13 protein-coding genes, 1 pseudogene and 1 riboswitch are annotated in these 19,007 nt (G+C 39.0%); of the genes and pseudogenes, 9 read left to right on the top strand and 5 right to left on the bottom strand.

Features of this window, described 5'->3' with window-relative positions; genetic code table 11:
- Positions 1 to 100: 100 nt before the first annotated feature.
- Positions 101 to 1,230, top strand: a pseudogene (locus ACDG22_RS00705) (ISAs1 family transposase).
- Positions 1,231 to 1,410: 180 nt separating this feature from the next.
- Here ACDG22_RS00705 and ACDG22_RS00700 read toward each other — a convergent pair.
- Both ACDG22_RS00700 and ACDG22_RS00695 read right to left on the bottom strand, forming a co-directional pair.
- A complete protein-coding gene (locus ACDG22_RS00700) occupies positions 1,411 to 2,928 on the bottom strand; it encodes a phosphatase PAP2 family protein (RefSeq protein ID WP_370858752.1) in 1,518 nt (505 codons plus the stop codon).
- A 181-nt stretch (positions 2,929 to 3,109) separates the two neighbouring features.
- Positions 3,110 to 4,111, bottom strand: a complete 1,002-nt coding sequence (locus ACDG22_RS00695) for a malate dehydrogenase (protein WP_007571181.1) — start codon at positions 4,109 to 4,111, stop codon at positions 3,110 to 3,112.
- 414 nt (positions 4,112 to 4,525) lie between these two features.
- On the opposite strand from ACDG22_RS00695, the gene ACDG22_RS00690 reads away from it, so the two are divergent.
- The 3 genes from ACDG22_RS00690 to tatC all read left to right on the top strand — a co-directional run bounded on the left by ACDG22_RS00690 (position 4,526) and on the right by tatC (position 6,283).
- On the top strand, positions 4,526 to 5,098 hold the full coding sequence (locus tag ACDG22_RS00690) for a superoxide dismutase (RefSeq protein ID WP_007566416.1): 573 nt from the start codon (positions 4,526 to 4,528) through the stop codon (positions 5,096 to 5,098).
- A 161-nt stretch (positions 5,099 to 5,259) separates the two neighbouring features.
- Entirely contained in the window at positions 5,260 to 5,466 is a 207-nt protein-coding gene (locus tag ACDG22_RS00685) for a Sec-independent protein translocase subunit TatA/TatB (protein ID WP_040311783.1), read from the top strand.
- 4 nt (positions 5,467 to 5,470) lie between these two features.
- Entirely contained in the window at positions 5,471 to 6,283 is an 813-nt protein-coding gene (tatC, locus tag ACDG22_RS00680; RefSeq protein WP_007566421.1) for a twin-arginine translocase subunit TatC, read from the top strand.
- A gap of 234 nt (positions 6,284 to 6,517) precedes the next feature.
- Here the strand turns inward: tatC and ACDG22_RS00675 are convergent, their stop codons facing one another.
- Positions 6,518 to 7,351 (bottom strand): hypothetical protein, encoded by an 834-nt coding sequence (locus ACDG22_RS00675; RefSeq protein WP_270212295.1) that lies wholly within the window; start codon positions 7,349 to 7,351, stop codon positions 6,518 to 6,520.
- A 103-nt stretch (positions 7,352 to 7,454) separates the two neighbouring features.
- Here ACDG22_RS00675 and ACDG22_RS00670 point away from each other — a divergent pair, with 103 nt between their 5' ends.
- From ACDG22_RS00670 to ACDG22_RS00650, 5 genes are all read left to right on the top strand, one after another.
- A complete protein-coding gene (locus ACDG22_RS00670; RefSeq protein WP_040311784.1) occupies positions 7,455 to 8,873 on the top strand; it encodes a CCA tRNA nucleotidyltransferase in 1,419 nt (472 codons plus the stop codon).
- 244 nt (positions 8,874 to 9,117) lie between these two features.
- Positions 9,118 to 9,312: riboswitch (cobalamin riboswitch) on the top strand.
- A 32-nt stretch (positions 9,313 to 9,344) separates the two neighbouring features.
- Positions 9,345 to 11,732, top strand: a complete 2,388-nt coding sequence (locus ACDG22_RS00665; protein WP_022125276.1) for an anaerobic ribonucleoside triphosphate reductase — start codon at positions 9,345 to 9,347, stop codon at positions 11,730 to 11,732.
- 124 nt (positions 11,733 to 11,856) lie between these two features.
- Positions 11,857 to 12,318, top strand: coding sequence for an anaerobic ribonucleoside-triphosphate reductase activating protein (gene nrdG, locus ACDG22_RS00660; protein ID WP_022125275.1), 462 nt, complete (start codon positions 11,857 to 11,859; stop codon positions 12,316 to 12,318).
- A 646-nt stretch (positions 12,319 to 12,964) separates the two neighbouring features.
- Positions 12,965 to 13,312 carry a hypothetical protein gene (locus tag ACDG22_RS00655; protein WP_270212296.1) on the top strand — a complete coding sequence of 116 codons (348 nt, stop codon included), beginning with the start codon at positions 12,965 to 12,967 and terminating at the stop codon, positions 13,310 to 13,312.
- Between the two features lie 210 nt (positions 13,313 to 13,522).
- Positions 13,523 to 15,814: a TonB-dependent receptor gene (locus tag ACDG22_RS00650; RefSeq protein WP_270243368.1), complete on the top strand. Its 2,292-nt coding sequence runs from the start codon at positions 13,523 to 13,525 to the stop codon at positions 15,812 to 15,814.
- 259 nt (positions 15,815 to 16,073) lie between these two features.
- Here the strand turns inward: ACDG22_RS00650 and ACDG22_RS00645 are convergent, their stop codons facing one another.
- On the bottom strand, positions 16,074 to 17,564 hold the full coding sequence (locus ACDG22_RS00645) for a BACON domain-containing protein (RefSeq protein WP_177593982.1): 1,491 nt from the start codon (positions 17,562 to 17,564) through the stop codon (positions 16,074 to 16,076).
- A 19-nt stretch (positions 17,565 to 17,583) separates the two neighbouring features.
- Complete coding sequence (locus tag ACDG22_RS00640) at positions 17,584 to 18,990, bottom strand: BT_3987 domain-containing protein (RefSeq protein WP_177593980.1); 1,407 nt, start codon at positions 18,988 to 18,990, stop codon at positions 17,584 to 17,586.
- Between the last annotated feature and the right edge of the window lie 17 nt (positions 18,991 to 19,007).

The following is a 19,007-nucleotide window of genomic DNA, read 5'->3' as shown; positions in this document are numbered from 1 at the left end:
TTTTCGCTATGCGAAAATAAGATTTATTTTGCTGATATGCAACATTTTGCATGTCTAATATATAAAAAAGAAACATGCATTCTGCCGTCGTGGCAGCATAATGAAACATCTGAAAGAATTTGTGAAATCAGTGCCGGATTACCGCAGGACAGACAAGGGAAACTACAAATACAAGCTGGAAGATATTCTTCTCCTTGTAATACTCGGACGGCTGGGCAAGTGTATGACAAGACCGGATATAATCAGATTCGGCGAGCGTAATCTGAAACGCTTCCGCTCTTTAGGAATTTTGTTGGACGGTGTGCCTTCTGAACCTACGCTCTGCCGTATATTCAAACATATTGATGATGAAGCCATGTCTGAGCGGATGTCTGAATTTACCTCCACCTTCCATGATGAGCTTGTCGGTTGTGCCGGAGACATCCTCTGTATTGACGGCAAGGCAATGAGAGGGACGGTACTTGAAAACGGACGCACCCCCGACATCGTATCCGCCTATTCCCTTGAAGGAGGTTTCACCCTTGCCACGGACATGTGTGAAGAAAAAAGCAACGAGATAACTTCCGTACCCAAACTGTTGGACAAGGTGGATGTGTCAGGATCATAGTTACGGCAGACGCCATGTCCTTCCAGAAAGCCATCATAGATAAAATCCGGGAAAAAGGCGGTGATTTCCTTATCGAGCTGAAGGCAAACCAGAGAACTCTGCGATATGGGGTTGAGGACAATGTCGAACTTGCAGAGCCTGTGGATGTATATTCGGAAGGCCCTTTTCTTGAACATGGCAGAATAGAGACCAGAGTATGCCGTATCTTTCGTGGAAATGACCTGATTACGGACAGGAAAAAGTGGAATGGAAATCTGACGGTTGTCGAAATACGGACTGCAACGGAGAGAAAATCTGATGGTCAGAAATCTTCCGAGAGGAGGTTCTATGTCTCCAGTTTTCACGGAAGTGCCAGGCGGCTGAGTACAATAGCCAGAATGCATTGGACAATAGAAAGCATGCACTGGGACCTTGACCGCAACCTGAGGCAGGACTTCATCAGGCGGAATAGTGCAAGGTCCGCCAGAAACCTTGACACGATACAGAGGATAGTACTGGCAATACTTTCTATATGGAAAGGTAAAAGGAAAAAGCTCTCCGACAAGGCTAAGGGAACGGCCGAACTTATTAGAGAACTTTCTTTGGACTTTACCGCAATGATACATATGCTGGATCAAAAATGAGATAATTTGTAATTTCAGAGGATTCGTAACGTTTTGGGTATCAATCATAACAAAATCCCTACTTCCCATAAGAAGTGGGTGGGGGAATTATGTGCCTTTATCTAAGCTTAAATGAAAGAGCCGTGTTCAGGATGGAAGTTACATCAGAACATAAATGCAATGGAAGCACCGAATGTCAGGTTATGCATGGGCATTCCGATTGCCTTCTTCGTTTGTCCAGGAGTTCTTTAAATCGTATGTCAGACGGGGAGAGGCAAAGTCGTAGTCACAATATAGACGGAGAGCTGCATCTTCCTTGTAGCGGTAGGTAAACGAAACTCCCGTACCGACTTTATATGTAGCACTCTTACGTATGTTCAGAAAATCGTCATCTACAAAAGAACTGTTCAGCAATTCATCGCGGCTGATTCCATCTTGATTCATGTAATAGTCGATGTCTTCTTTATAAAATTGGTTGTAAACTTCTTCACTAACAATCCCACGGTCGAATATTTGTGGATTGATGCGACAGATTGAATTCAACTTGAAATTAGCATTTATTCTGCGTCCTACCAGCAGCTTGCTTCCTATCTGAAAATGCCGGCTGAAAGGATATGAAAAATAAAGTCCCAGGTCGACATCGAACATACCCAGATGATCCGATTCCAGACCATCGAGCAGAAATAGATTGACTGGAGCGTCTTCTTTTAAATCGCTGTCCATATCGAAGTTTCTCATATTCTCTGCCGGGATATCAGCAATGACAGGTAGAGTTGCCACCTTCAAACGTCCTCCTGCTCCGATAAAAGCATTGAAAAAATAAGCTCCCTCTACGCTGACAACTGTTGCTGTTCCAACCTTTAAGCGCATACCTAGCGGGGAGCCACCTTCAGAATCATATATTTCTGCTGTTCGTAAAGCTGAAGGACCGGATGCTATTCCCATGTTAAAGCTTAAGAACGAAGGCGTGTCATACCGGTCGTAAGCAGTATTTGTTTTCCGTGTATCTGCATTATCGCGTCTGAAAATCAGATTAGAGAAAAAATATCCCAAGTCTGTAGAAATCATGCCTATTCCGGCTCCTACAAGCACATCGCCGATCCAGTGCCGGTTATTGAGCTGACGTGTAACTCCCGTAATTCCGGCCAGTGTATATCCTCCGATGCTGTACCAGGGACTTTTCATGCCATATTCCTTGTGAAGAATGGTGGCACACATGAAGGCAGTGGCCGTATGTCCTGAAGAAAATGAGTTGTTGGATGTATTGTCCGGACGGGTTTCTCGGGTGGTGTATTTTAAAGACTTGACAAATCCTGCCATCAATGCAGCCGAAAAGACATTGCTCACTGCCAGTTCTTTCCATGAACTGCGACTTTGAACACCAGCCAGTTTCATTCCCCAAGTAGCAGCCAGAGGAACATATTGTGTATAGTCGTCATATCGATGATGAAAAGCTGGCTTAAACCGGTTGCGGAGCGTCCGGAAATCAGTATTGCGTTCTTTTACGATCAGCCCGGCTGTGATAAAGGGGATTCCCATATATGAAAAGTTCCTTTTAAAACTTTCTTTGGCGGTCGGATGCTTTGTTTCTTGCGAACCGGTTATTTGTGAAATAGAGTCAGGGAAATTATAAAAAGCTTCTTCACAGAAGTTATGGGCATGCAACGGTATATAACAGAACGATAGACTGAAAAAGATCAAGACGTTTTTGAATTTCATAGTTTAGCTTCCGGTTATAAGCTGTTAAAAACTGTATAACGGAGTGATTGTAAGGCTGGTTCATCGGATTTTGTTAAAAAAGATTTTTAATAAACAAGTTTTCATGGGTTTGGTTACTATAAAAAACAAAGAAGGAAACTGGTATACAGTCTCCTTCTTCTTAAATCAGGTATATATCTGATTATTTAATGTTCGGGTTCAGTTTGTTCCATTCAGAAACAGGAGGAAGAACGCCCATTGCGATTACTTCGTCACGCAGTGCGCACAAGTGTTCGTAGCTCTTATCCAAAGCAGCTTGTTCTTCTGCAGTACCGTTCAAAGCAGCGCAGTGGCAACCGTCAGCAGTGATAGAAGTTTCCCATGCCATCATGATGTGATCGTACTTATCGTTTGATACGTAAGTACCAGCCGGCCAACGGAATGCTTTACCACCCATAGCAGCACCAATCATTTCGATAGAAACGTATGATGGGCTCTGGAATGAAGAACGGCCACGCAAGTTGATGATGTTTGCACCACCTTTAGTAACTTTCTGCTGGATTTCAGCCCATTGTTCTTTAGTCAGAGCGTCTGTACCGATGATGTCAGTCAGAGCTTTGCCGTTAACTTTTGCTGTAGAAGCAAATACAGCCATCTGTTCTCCGTGACCACCATAAGTACGGCAGTTTTCAACAGCATCCATAGCTACTCCGAAGTGTTTAGCCAATTCGCTGCGCAGACGAGTAGAGTCAAGAGCTGCCAAAGTAGTAACCTGACTTGGTTTCAAACCAGAGTACAGCAATGTAATCAAACCTGTGATATCAGCAGGGTTGAAGATAACAACGATGTGTTTTACATCCGGGCAGTACTGTTTTACGTTCTTACCGAATTCTTCTGCGATAGCAGCGTTACCTTTCAACAGGTCTTCACGAGTCATACCTGCTTTACGAGCAGCACCACCTGAGTTTACGATATATTTTGCACCAGTCAGCGCTTCTTTGATATCAGAAGTGAAAGTTACGTTTACGCCTTCGAAACCGCAGTGGTACAATTCTTCAGCTACGCCTTCCAATCCCGGAGCATACGGGTCATACAAACAGATGTTCGGAGTCAGACCCATCATGATAGCAGTCTGAGCCATGTTAGAACCGATCATACCGGCAGCACCAACAATGGTAAGTTTTTCGTTAGTTACAAATTCCATAATTCTTATTATTTAAGTTATGTTATAAAAGTGTATTTCTTCTTTCTTGCGCTACAAAGATAAAAAAGTTCTTTGGTATAAACGAATCTTTCTTGGCGTAAAAGTGGGCAAATCTGCGGGCTTTCGAATTAATTACGGAAAAATTTCACTATTTTTAAATCTGGATATGGCGTTTTGCTATCAGGAGTTATCAATTGCCCGATTATGCTTGTCGGATATGTTTTTATTTGCTTCTCGATTTCTTTATTTCAGAAATAAGATTTATATTTGTAAATATGAAAGTGGATAATATATATACATAATGTATATGTGTGGAATGTATTTGGAGGTAGATTGAACATTATCGGCTTTGGCTGTAAACTTTATTGGTTGTCAGTCGTTTTTATTATATAGATTAACCTAAATACTACAATTATGACACATGTAATGCCTCAATTAGCTTACGGGTTGGATGCACTTTCCCCGTACATGAGTAAAGAAACACTCGAATTTCATTATGGAAAACATCTGCAAACTTATGTAGATAATCTGAACAAGCTGATTCCCGGAACTCCTTACGAAGATATGCCTTTGGAAGAAATCTTGAAAAAAGCCGAAGGTGGAATATTCAACAATGCTGCGCAAGCGTGGAACCATACTTTTTTCTTTCAGAGTTTAACTCCCGGACAATCTGATATGCCAGCCAAACTGGTTGAGGCTCTTACAGAAAGTTTCGGTTCGGTTGACACGTTCAAGGAGCTGTTTACCAAGGCAGCTTTAGGATTGTTTGGCTCCGGTTGGGTATGGCTTGTAATGGATAAGGAACATAAACTTTCTATTGTTCAGGAGTCCAACGCAGGAAATCCTTTGACAGAAGGACTGACTCCTGTGATGGTAATAGATGTATGGGAACATGCCTATTACATTGATTACCGAAACCGTCGTGCCGCATATATTGAAGCTTTCTGGAAAGTTGTGGACTGGAATGTAGTAGCTGAACGTATTTAAAAGTACAGAAGTTATTGTTTAGATGATATACACCTGTTTCCTTTTATCGGGAACAGGTGTTTTTTTATGTCAGTTATTTCTGATTTGCACAAATTAAAAACTATCTGTACCTTTGTTTGGTTCGAAATACGTTTTAGTTTTATCAATCTAAATTTAAGCATATGAATACCACATTGTTATTTATGGGAATCGGTACCCAGGAACTGCTGTTTATAGCCTTGATTATACTTTTATTATTTGGGGGTAAAAAGATTCCTGAACTGATGAAGGGACTCGGAAAAGGCGTGAAAAATTTTAAAGACGGTATGAACGGGGTGGAAGAAAACTTGAAGGATTCTGCTGATAAACCAGAAAATAAGGAAAAATAAGATCGTGAAGGAGAAGAATGAATCGGAACTGACCTTTTGGGATCATTTGGATGAACTGCGGGCAACTCTCATGCGGATTGCATGTGTGGTTGTGGTGCTTATGCTGCTCTCTTTCTTTTTTAAAGATGAGCTTTTCCATATTATCCTTATGCCTAAAAATAGTGATTTTTATATTTATCGTTTTTTTGAATGGATAGGAACATCCTTGCATATACCCGGACTTGAAGCAAATGACTTTCATGTTCGTCTGATTAATACGAAACTGTCCGGTCAGTTTTTGATGCATATGAATGTTTCATTTTATGCAGGGATTATTCTGGCTTCTCCTTATATTCTTTACCAGCTTTTCAGATTTGTTTCCCCCGCATTGTATGAGAATGAAAAACGCTATTCTACGAGAGTTATCATATGGGGATATGTGCTGTTCCTTTTGGGAGTATTATTCAGCTATTTTCTGATATTTCCTTTTACTTTCCGTTTCCTTGCTCTTTATCAGGTCAGTCCTGAAGTCGAAAATACGATTATGCTAAGTTCCTATATTGATACGCTGACTATGCTAAGCTTGATGATGGGGATTACTTTCGAAATACCGATACTGGCATGGTTGTTCGCAAAACTAGGTTTTCTTACCGCCGACTTTATGACTAAGTATAGGAAACATGCTTTAGTCATTTCATTAGTCATAGCCGCTATCATTACTCCGACCTCTGATGTCGTAACTTTACTGATGGTTACTTTCCCGATGTTTGTATTGTATGAGGTCAGTATCTTTATCGTACGGCGTACTGGTAGAAAATGTAAATCGGAAATTATCTGATAGATAGTGCTTTATGAGGACTTGGCCTGATAGCCTTCCTGACATGCGGAAAGCTCAATGAAATTTGTACGAATTTTAAAAAAACATCGAGAAGAATTACTTGAAAGATGCTGATATTTTAGAAAAAACATCAGCATCTTTTTTGTTTCTGCTTTTCACGTCCCTCACATTTCTTATTGAAATACTTTTTTGAGCGTGTTGGCCAGAGTTGTATTTCCTTTGCCAAATTCGAACTTATTCTTGTTTAGCTTCTCCTTCTTCTATTTTTCGGGCAACAAACTGGATCTTTAAGTTTGCTTCTTTCTGTTCCTTACGTATTTCTTCCATTCCTGCAAGAATTCGTGCCAGATTGCTTACCTCTGTGATTGCTTTTATGTCATTGGCATACATCGTTGTTTTGTAGTTACGGTCGCCTATGAATTCCAGTTTGAGACTTTTCTTATCCTTATTGGCTGCGATGTAAGCTGCTACACCTCCGTCATTGCCTACTTTATAATCAGCCTTTTCTATGGCACGCCCTAAGTCTGTTGTTTCGTAGCTGTCTGTCGAAGCTGGAGTTTCGGCAAATGTATCATCGTTTGCACTTACTTTCACTGCAGTGTGGTGTATGTTGCCTCCTGCACAGTAAATAGATGTAAGCGACATTTCGCCCAGTTCGTTTACCTGTGCACGCAAGAAAGAGCGTCCGATGTTTTTTTCTACTACCTGCGACGGGTAGAAATAGTTTCCGATTTCCTGATAGGCAGTATCTTTCTCTAAAACGAAATTTCCCTTTATCGAGTCAAGTTCAGCTTGCTTGACGGTCATCATACTGTCCAGATAAGCCAGCGTCTTATGCTGTTCCTGCAAATCTATCTGTTGCATCAAATGGATTCCTGCCTTACGTACATCTACTGCCTTAGGATAATAGGTACGTATGCTGTCTATTTGTAGCCGGGCGAGGTTATAGTCGCCTGCTGCGAAAGCTAGTTCCGCACGTTGGAAAAGTTTTCCGGCATTTTTACTGTCGCTATTGCATCCGGATAGTAGGAATGCTAAAGTTGCAGCTGCTAAGATTATCTTTTTCATATAATTAAGCGATTTATTGTGGAACAAAAATACAATTAAATCGCTTATTCTCTACGAGGCTTTTCATTTTTTTGTAATTTTGCACGCTAATTTTGTAATAGACATGGAATTGAAAGAACACTTTACAGGCAAAATATTCAATTTGATATCTGATACTGCTGATGAGTTAGGATTGGAATGCTATGTCGTGGGAGGTTATGTCCGCGATATTTTCCTGAACCGTCCTTCGAAAGATATTGATGTGGTAGTAGTAGGCAGCGGAATCGAAATAGCCGAAGCGTTCGGAAGAAAATTAGGACGTGGCGCTCATGTTTCTGTATTCAAGAATTTTGGTACGGCACAGGTGAAATATCATGACCTGGAAGTCGAATTTGTTGGAGCCAGAAAAGAGTCGTATAGTCACGACAGCCGTAAGCCGGTAGTAGAAAACGGAACGTTGGAAGATGATCAGAACCGCCGAGACTTTACCATCAATGCGCTGGCTGTATGCCTAAACAAATCACGCTATGGAGAATTGGTCGATCCCTTTGGGGGACTGGACGACTTGAAAGAGCGTACCATACGTACTCCGCTTGATCCGGACATAACGTTCAGTGATGATCCTTTACGTATGATGCGCTGCATCCGTTTTGCTACTCAGCTGAATTTTTTCATTGAGGACGAAACGTTTGATGCGTTGGAACGTAACCGGGAACGTATTAAGATTATTTCTCGGGAGCGGATAGCTGATGAATTAAATAAGATCTTGCTTTCTCCTGTTCCTTCTAAAGGCTTTGTAGACTTAGACCGTTGCGGATTGTTGGAACTGATTTTCCCGGAATTTGTGGCCTTGCAAGGTGTAGAGGTAAAAAACGGAAGAGGGCATAAGGATAATTTCTATCATACATTGGAGGTGGTAGACAATATAGCAAAGGTTACTGATAATTTGTGGTTGCGTTGGGCTACTTTGCTTCACGATATAGGAAAACCTCGTACCAAACGTTGGGATTCCCGTATCGGATGGACATTCCATAATCATAATTTCGTCGGAGAGAAGATGATTCCTGATATATTCAGAAAGATGAAGCTGCCGATGAACGAAAAGATGAAATATGTTCAAAAGCTTGTAGGCTTACATATGCGCCCTATCGTAATTGCTGATGAGGAAGTGACTGATTCTGCCGTAAGACGCTTGCTTTTCGAAGCCGGTGACGATATTGATGACTTGATGCTGCTGTGCGAAGCAGATATTACATCGAAGAATGAAGTCCGTAAGCAACGCTTCCTTGATAACTTCAAGCTGGTTCGTCAGAAACTGAAAGATCTGGAGGAAAAAGACCGTATCCGAAATTTCCAGCCTCCTGTAGATGGTGCTGAAATTATGAAAGTTTTCAATTTGCAGCCCTGCCGCGAAATCGGTAGTTTGAAAAGTTCTATAAAGGATGCTATCCTGGATGGAGTGATTCCAAATGAACATGATGCTGCTTTTGAATATATGCTGAAGAAGGCAAAACAGATGGGACTGGAGCCTGTCAATTTATAACTTGTTATGCTCCCTGCTTTTACTCTTTTAACGCAGGGAGCGTAGCCGGTAAAAAGGAAAAAATATTCTTCTCTAAAGGCAATAAGAAATTAATTTAATTATCCAAATAGAAAAGTTAGTATAAATAATAGTTTGCCATTTATATGTCCTGTAGGTGCTTCTGGGTTATTTTTCTTTCTTAAAAGTTGTCCAATTTAGAAAATTATCAAGATTCTGATTTTTGTTTATTTCTTTAAAGCCATATCTTTGTATGGCTTTTTGCTAGGTAACAAAAGTGTTTCAAAAGGGAATGCCGTGAAAATCGGCAACAGTACCCGCTGCTGTGATTCTTAATGAACCGAAGGCAATGCATAAGCAAACCACTATTGTTTTTTTACAATGGGAAGGTGGCTGTCGGGGAGAGATCAGTCAGAAGACCTGCCGCAAAGAGCAAAGCCAACTTTTATATTAACTTATTCGTTACAAGCCAGTATGAATTTAACTGAAATCTGTATTATCAAGCGTGACGGGAAGCGGGAAAACTTTTCGCCTTCAAAGATTACAAATGCTATCAGTAAAGCGTTCAACGCAACGGGGATTGCTCATCAGGAAGAACTGATTGACGAGATTACACAGCGTGTTATCAATCATTTTGAGAATCCTACTATCGGAGTCGAAGAAATTCAGGACCTCGTAGAAACGGAATTGATGAAGGTACAGCCTGAAGTGGCTAAAAAATATATCATTTATCGCCAGTGGAGAAATACGGAACGCGATCGGAAAACTCAGATAAAGCATATCATGGATGGTATTGTTGCCATAGATAAAAATGATGTGAATCTGAGTAACGCCAATATGTCGAGCCATACTCCGGCCGGACAGATGATGACCTTTGCTTCGGAAATAACAAAGGATTATACCTATAAATATTTGTTGCCGAAACAATATGCTGAGGCACATCAGTTGGGAGATATACATATTCATGATCTGGACTATTATCCTACCAAGACTACGACGTGTATTCAGTACGATCTTGACGATCTGTTTGAACGCGGTTTTCATACTAAGAACGGAAGTATCCGTACACCTCAGTCTATTCAAAGCTACGCAACACTAGCTACAATTATATTCCAGACCAACCAGAATGAGCAGCACGGAGGACAGGCTATTCCGGCTTTCGATTTCTTCATGGCAAAAGGCGTATTGAAAAGTTTCCAGAAAGTCGTTGTTTCTTCTATTTCTTTTTATTTCGATATGAAAGGCATGGAAGTAGATGAGGCGAAGTTGCAGGCGTTGGTAAAACAGCATGTTGCTTCAATAGCTCCTTCTGAAGATGAAAAAAAGATTCTTCTTGCAGCATTTGCTGACCAGCAGATCAATCTTACAGCCGATGAACTGGAACATATTTTGAAAAAGGCTTATAGTCAGGTACGTAAAGATACTCATCAGGCAATGGAAGGGTTTATTCATAACCTGAATACGATGCATTCACGCGGAGGAAATCAGGTTGTGTTCAGTTCTATCAATTATGGAACAGATACTTCTGCCGAAGGACGAATGGTGATAGAAGAACTGCTGAAAGCTACTATTGAAGGTTTGGGTACGCGGGGAGAAGTACCTGTATTCCCCATTCAGATATTCAAGATAAAGGATGGTGTGTCTTATTCGGAAGCCGACTACAAACGGGCAATGGAAGACTTTGATGCGGCAATGGAAGGTAAGGTAGAGTTTGAAGCTCCTAATTTCGACTTGTTCCTGAAAGCTTGCCGTACTACGGCAAAAGCTTTATTCCCGAATTTTATGTTCCTTGATACTCCTTTCAACCAGCATGAAAAATGGGATGCCAGCGATCCAAAACGTTATCGCTATGAACTGGCAACAATGGGATGCCGTACGCGTGTCTTCGAAAACTTGAATGGAGAAAAGACTTCCTTGGGACGTGGTAACCTTTCGTTTACTACGATGAATCTTCCCCGACTGGCTATCGAAGCCCGCATCAAAGCAGAAAGCATGTCAGATTGCCAGAGTCAGGATGCAATAGAACGTCTGGCAAAAGAAATATTTATCAGTTCTGTGCATGATATGGCAGTCTTTATTGCAGAACAGCTGTATACTCGCTATCAATATCAGCGTACGGCACTGGCACGTCAGTTCCCTTTCATGATGAGTAACAATGTATGGAAGGGAGGAGGTAACCTGAATCCGAACGATGAAGTAGGTGATGTACTGAATCAGGGTACATTAGGTATCGGGTTTATAGGTGGCCACAATGCAATGGTTGCTTTATATGGTCAAGGACATGGTCATTGTCAGAAAGCCTGGGATACGCTTTACGAAGCAGTAGAAGAGATGAATCACGTTGCAGATGAATTTAAGCAGAAGTATCATTTAAATTATTCTGTACTGGCAACCCCGGCAGAAGGACTTTCGGGACGTTTTACACGCATGGACCGTCGTAAATATGGAGTAATACCAGGAGTGACCGACCGTGATTACTATGTAAACTCTTTCCATGTAGACGTAAAAGAACCTATCACTATAGTAGAAAAAATAAAATGTGAAGCTCCTTTTCATGCTCTGACCCGTGGAGGCCATATTACTTATGTGGAGCTTGACGGAGAAGCACAGAAAAACGTCAAGGCAATTGCCAAGATTGTAAAAGTGATGCATGATGAAGGCATTGGTTATGGTTCTATCAATCACCCTGTTGATACATGTCATAATTGTGGCTATAAAGGAGTGATTTATGATAAATGTCCTATCTGTAACAGTGAGAATATTCTCCGGATGCGTCGTATAACCGGATATTTGACTGGTGATTTGAACAGTTGGAATTCTGCGAAACGTGCAGAGGAGCGTGACAGAGTAAAACACTGTTGATTAATTCGTTTGTTATTAAGGATAGAAGGCTTTTTAGATGCGGATTATCTGCCTGTAAGCAGGTTGTAGGTATATAAAAAGCCTTCTTTTTATTTCACTGGCAATTGGGAATAACTTATTCTTTATGCTACATTATTTATATACATATCCTGAAACAATTGTTGATGGTGATGGTATACGCTTTTCTATTTATCTATCGGGATGCAGACACCATTGCCGGGGATGTCATAACCCTGAATCCTGGAATCCTGCGTCAGGTCATCCTTTGACTCGTGAGAAGATAGAAGAATTTATTGAGGCTATTAATTCCAATCCTTTATTAGATGGAATTACCTTTTCGGGAGGGGATCCGTTTTATTCGCCGGAAGACTTTCTTCCTCTTATCAAGGAATTCAGTGAGCGTACCGGACAAAATATCTGGTGCTATACCGGATATACTTATGAAGAACTTTTGGAAGATCCTGTACGCAGACCTATATTGTCTTATATAAATGTATTGGTAGACGGCCGTTTTGAGCAATCCCTCTATTCTCCGAAGCTGGAATTCAGGGGAAGCAGTAACCAGAGAATCCTTAAATTGAAGTAAAAAAATGTTGCATATTGTCTAATTTCGTTATCGCACACAAAAGAAAACTGTCGTTCCCATGATATAAATCAAGAAAACAAATACTTTGTGAAGAAAATAATTATATCTTATTGCTAATTAAACAGAAACATCTACCTTTGCGATGTGGTTGTGAAACCAGAATTAATTAAGATATAAAAGAAGGTATTAGAATAGATTTTTTAAGGTATTAGAAGTTAAGGTAAAAAAGCAATTTTAAGAAAAGGTATTAGAGATTTAAGGTATTAAGTTTTAGGTTTTTATTTTAAGGTATTAGGATAAAAGGTAATTGTTTTCAGGTATAGTTGAAATAGGATTAGGAAAATTGCTTTAAGGTAAAAAAGAAGAGAAAAGGATAACGTACACAACAACAACTAGATGAGTAAAAGATGCAAGAACCCTTAAATGGGGGTTCTTTAGGAAATCGGCGGTGTTCAAAATGTGAACAATCGCTTTTTTTATTGTTAAACGGTATAAATTTCGTACAATTGCTCTTACAATACTGTTTCTCCTTCCAAGAGCAATATTCATTTTCTGAAAAACTTAGTGCATGTTGATAAGAGGTATCTGTGTTTTTTAAAGTATTTTATTTTAAATAACCGATAACTTCGTGTATCTTTGCGTCCAGATGAAAGTAAAAGCGCGCTATATACGCATTGGGGCAGTAGCTCTTTTAACCTTGTTTGTTGCTTATTATGCCATTTCGACATTATATGCGCACGTACATGAGGTGAACGGGACTTTTATTGTCCACTCGCATCCTTTTACTGAACATCATTCTCACTCAAGCGGGCAGGCACTGACACTGCATTTCTTATCAACATTTACTTCTGTAGGTTCAGACTCTATTGAATCGGCGTGTCCTGACTTGCCTTTACTCTGTTTATTAACTGGCAGCTTGTCTGCATTTCATGCCCTGTCTTCATTTGGAGATGAGATTTATCTACGTGCACCTCCCGTATATCTTTTCATTTGATTAAGCGAGAAACAGGAAACCAATTAAAATGCCTGTTCAAATAAATGCTGTCTGGCTTCTGTTGGACAGTTATCTTTCGTCTGCTTCTATAAACTAGATGTGGAAAGGGGAAGATATGGAAAAATCTGAATCAGTCAGACCTGATTCTGTGGTATTTATCTTGAATATTTAGAACGGGCTTTATTAAGTTAACGAACGAAAAGATTATACATGAAATATATTTTATTCATAATGGGATTGCTATGCTCTTATGTAAGCATGGCAATAGAGCCGGTTAAGGAAGGAAATGTTATAGCCGGACACGTGATAGAAAAAGGCTCGGAAAATAGTTTGCCTTATGCCACTGTGTTAATCGTAGAAACGGGAAAGGGTACAGTGACCGATGCGGAAGGATATTTCCGCTTTAAGGAAATTCCCGCCGGAGAATATACGCTGAAAGTACAGAGCATGGGGTATAATACTCAGACTAAAAAAATAACAGTCAGTAAGGATTTCACGGTAGATGTACATTTTGTAATGGAAGAAGAAACTATTATGACAGATGAAGTCGTAGTTTCGGCAAACAGAAATGAAACAAGCCGTAAAGTAGCTCCGGTGGTCGTGAATGTAATGAGTAACAAGTTGTTTGAGGCTGTAAATTCTACAGATTTAGCAAAGTCATTGAATTATCAGTCAGGACTTCGTGTAGAAAATAACTGTCAGAACTGCGGATTCCCACAAGTGCGTATTAATGGACTGGAAGGTCCGTATTCCCAAATTCTGATAAATAGTCGTCCTGTAATGAGTGCTCTCTCGGGTGTATATGGCTTAGAACAGATCCCCACTAACATGATTGAGCGTGTGGAAGTGGTTCGCGGAGGTGGGTCTGCTTTATTTGGAGCCAATGCGGTAGGAGGAACAATTAATATTATAACAAAAGATCCGGTTAGTAATTCTTTTCAGGTTTCTTCTACAATGTCGAATCTGAACGGGAAAGTATGGGAACAATATGTAGGCGCTAATGCCTCTTTGGTTTCATCGGACAATTCATATGGAATAGCCCTTTATCAGTCTTACCGTAACCGTAATCCTTATGATGCCGATAATGATGGTTTCTCGGAGCTTGGAAAACTGAATATGAATACGTTTGGTTTACGTTCGTATTATCGTCCTACTCAGTTTAGCCGTATCAGTCTGGAGTATCATACCACGAATGAATTTCGTCGTGGGGGAAATAAGTTTGACCTTCAGCCTCATGAAACAGATATAACAGAGCAGACTAAGCATATTATTAACAGCGGGGGACTGACGTATGATGTGTTTTTCAATGAATATCGCCATAAACTATCCGTTTATGGTTCTGCACAACATACAGATCGTAATAGTTATTATGGAGCAGATAAAAATGCCAATGCTTATGGAAAGACAAAAGACTTGACAGCTGTGGGAGGAGCAATGTATGTAGGGAATATGGATGATTGTCTTTTTTCGCCTGCCACGTTTACTGGAGGAGTTGAATACAGTTATAATTCGCTGCATGATGTAATGACCGGATATAACCGTGACTTGCGTCAATATGTAAGAATATTCAGCGGATTTGCTCAGAATGAGTGGAAGATGACGTATTTTACACTTCTCGCAGGATTTCGTCTGGATAAGCATAATCTGATAGACAACATCATTTTCAGTCCACGCGTAAATTTGTTGTGGAAACCAACAGACAAGATACAGGGACGTTTAACCTGGTCTACTGGCTTCCGTGCACCCCAGGCTTATGATGAAGATTTACACGTAGCAGCCGTTGGCGGCGAAGCCATGATAATTCGTCTGGCAGATGGATTAAAGCCAGAACGTTCCAACAGTTTCAGTGGCTCTGTAGACTGGGGATTTAATTTTGGACATTTCCAGTCGAACTTGCTGGTCGAAGGGTTTTACACATCCTTGGATAATGTCTTTTATCTGACAAAGGTTGGAGCGGATGCTGATACGGGTGCCGAAATACAGGAAAGACGAAATGGATATGGTGCACGCGTGTATGGTGCAAATATTGATTATAAAATAGCTCACGGACGTGAAGCTCAGTTACAATTAGGATTTACAGTACAGCGCAGCCGATATACAGAAGCTGTAAGCTGGAGTGAAGATCAGGATGTAGATCCTATAAAACGTATGCCTCGTACTCCAGATTACTATGGCTATTTTACGTTTACTTCTGCTCCGTTGAAGAATTTTGATTTTTCTCTTTCTGGTGTGTACACGGGAAAGATGGTGGTTCCTCATTTTGCTGGTTATATTGAAAAAGACCGTCTGGAGCATACACCCAATTTCATGGAACTGAACCTGAAGCTGAATTATACGTTTGTACTGAATGATCACTTGAAGCTTCAGCTGAATGGGGGAGTGCAGAATATGTTCAACGCATTCCAAAAAGATTTGGATAGAGGAGCCTTACGAGATTCAAAGTATTTCTATGGACCTACTCAACCGAGAACTTACTTTATTGGAGTTAAGTTTTTTAATTGATCCATTGCTAAACTGTTGTTTTTTGACATGGCATTAAACAAATAAATGAGACTCCAAATAAAAAACAGAGATAAGTTTACTTACAATCTATAAGTCACAACATAAAAATCTCCTGCTTTTAGTCCTATAATTGTAATAAATAAGGGCTAAAGCAGGAGTTTTTTATTACGAAGTTTCAATCTATAAGATTTTTACTTTTGCATTTCTATTTTGAGACAGCTTCATTTTGATTATTGATAAAAATATAGATTTTGAATTTTTATTTTACTACAATCTGTAATGAACCTTGATTCGTAAATGTTACATTATCTTTTTGTTCTTGAGTTACATATAAAGTTTGTAACTTCTGACGATCTACGTTACATGTCTTTAAATGAGGACAACCAGTGACATCTAAAGTTGTTAATTGGTCATAATAACCCATCCAAGAAGATAAACTAGCATTGATATCTGTGATATTATTACCTGATATTATCAAAGATGTTGCTTCTATATAATCTTGTAATCTTAATGAGGTTACAGGATTATCACCTATGATAACCGAAGTCAATGGATAGATTGATTCAATATTTAATTCTTTTACATGTTTAAGTTTAGATATATCTATTGTTGTTAGCTTATTATATGCTAACCTTAAAACTTCAATTTGAGGAAATTGTTCTATTCCTTCAATTGATTCAATACCGTAGTTGCTCCAGCTGGTACCATCTAAATCAAGAATTGTTTCTTTTAGTCCTTTTTCTAATATTTCACATTGACTATTATCTTCTTCTCCTAATACAATCCAACCTTCAGCAGATAAGGCTTCTCTGAAATTTTTATCAGGAATTGTAGCCATAATAGGATTTGGATTTTGTTGTTTTATTGTAAGGGTTAGGTCTATTTTTGAGTCTTTTAAGAAATAAATATCACTTCTTCTTGAAGCCATTGCTTCTGATACATGGAAAGTAAGGGTCTGTTTTTGTAAACCATCAACAGTTTCTCCCTTAGTAGTTTCTTTCAATTGAATCCATTCCGGTAACTCTCCCAGCTGATATTCTATGTTCGTTTTAATATTAAATTGTATGTCGCATTCTGATAAATCAGTTTCTTTGTATTCTTCTCCATCCGACAATATTCCGTCTAATTGAGCTTGTTGTATATTAATAGAAACAGATCTATTTTCACTTGTAATTTTTAAAGTAGAACTGCGTGATATATAAGTATCATTCGCATTAGCTTCTAGTACAAGAGTTCCTTTTCCAAAAGCTGATTCAAAACTTGAAACTTTTAGCCATTGATTCCCGTTATCGGAAAATTCATAGGATAAATTAGTTATATTGGTAGATAAGGAAATATTGATTGTATTCTTATCTGAATTTATAGATACATTATCTTCTGATAAAAGCTCTAACTTCATTGTTGGATTAGAAATAACAACAAGTTTCTTTACATTAGAGCCAGCAAATATTTTATAAGTATTTTCTAATTCTTTATCTGTTTCATTTGCTTCCACCTTAAAAGTTAAGGTTTGGCCGCTTTGACCTTTATTGGTAGAAGGAGTAGCCCATTCTACTTTAGGACCTACTAAAGTCCAATCTTCAGAACTTTCTATAGTTACTTCTAAATCCCCTCCCTGAGGTCCGGCCGATAAGGTATCAGCAGATAGGACGACAAAGTCTTCATTAAGATTTAGATTTTCATTGGAGTCATCATTAGAGCAACTGTATAATAGTCCAATAGTTGCTAATATTATGAGTATTTTTTTCATATGCAATTAAATTAAATAATTACCTAGAATATTTGGTTGTATCATTTTTCTTGTAGTAAAAAGTTGGATATTTTACTTCTTGGTTATAAAGTCCCCTCGATACATTTTGTATACGGTATACTTGAATTGGATATAATGAAGGATCTAATGCAAACCACATATAGAAACCGTAGCCGTCTTCTTTCACACTACGTGCATAATCTTCACTTGTATCCCCATATCCTCGTCTTAATTCGACAGACATTCCTGCACATTGTTTTTGGGTCATACCTGTCATTGGGCGTGTTGATTGAGCATAGTCTGCAACTACGATATCTACAAAATTATTAGGGGTAATTCCATATACCGATGGACAATTTGATTCAAGACTTCCCAAATAGTAAACTGTTACATATTTATCAGGCATTGCTTTTTTGGTTTCGTATAATAATTTTGCACCTGCTTCTGATGATTTATAGGTTAACCAAGGATTATCTAAGTTTGGATAATTAGAATATTCATCATCAAAATTAACTCCATCTAAATTATATGCATTACAGATTGCTGCAAGTTCACGTGCAAACTCTTTACAGCCCATATCAGATAGCTGACATACTCCTGCTTCATCATGATTTCCAAGAACTCCAAGTAACACTTTTATACCGCGTTTTCTTAATGGTTGTAGATATTGCTCATTATTGTCTAATAGAAATTGAACATTCGGGTTGTTGTATACATATACTCTGCCCGTTTCTGCATTCCAGTTAATATTTGCTGCAAAAAGCACAACATAGTCAAAGAATAATTTTCCATCTTCTCGAATGAATTCAAGTGCATTTAATGGATTTGTATCATTCACTTCGAAATATAGAAAATTTTTCACAGCATCAGCTCCTTTGTCACAATCTGCTTCATTATGATAGTTTTTGATTAAGTAAATACAATGACTTGTAGAGGATAAGGAGATACCTTCTGTTGTAGTTGTTATCTTTAAGGGTAGCACATAGGTTGTTCCTTCCTCTAAATCTGTACTTGCTGGTTGAATTGTTAAATTAACAGCTAATGATTGTTTTTCATCAGGTGCCATTAGAATATTAGCTTCAGAAGCGCCATCTAAAGAAATCAGATTTTGAGGGAATAGCTTAAAATTGGTTCCGTGTTGTGTATTGTATTCATTTAAGTATTCTGCATCATAAGAAATGGCAAAATCAACTCCTTTCATTGGAGCTTTTGTCAGGTTTACACAAACAGAGGTTATGCATTCTTTCGTTCTAAGTTCTATAATGTTATCGGAAAGTCCACTATTTTTATCTTTTAGTGAAGCTTCAAGTTTTCCTATATTATTATATGAACTTTGATTTACGCTACCGACTACTAAATCATCTTCGCATGAAGTGAAAAGCAGCGATCCACATATTAAGACTAATGAAAATATTATTTTGTTCATAATTTTAAGATAAGGGG

The sequence above is a fragment of the Phocaeicola coprocola genome (assembly GCF_041333015.1).
Taxonomy (GTDB): Bacteria; Bacteroidota; Bacteroidia; order Bacteroidales; family Bacteroidaceae; genus Phocaeicola; species Phocaeicola coprocola.
This window is presented reverse-complemented; position numbering and strand designations above follow the sequence as displayed.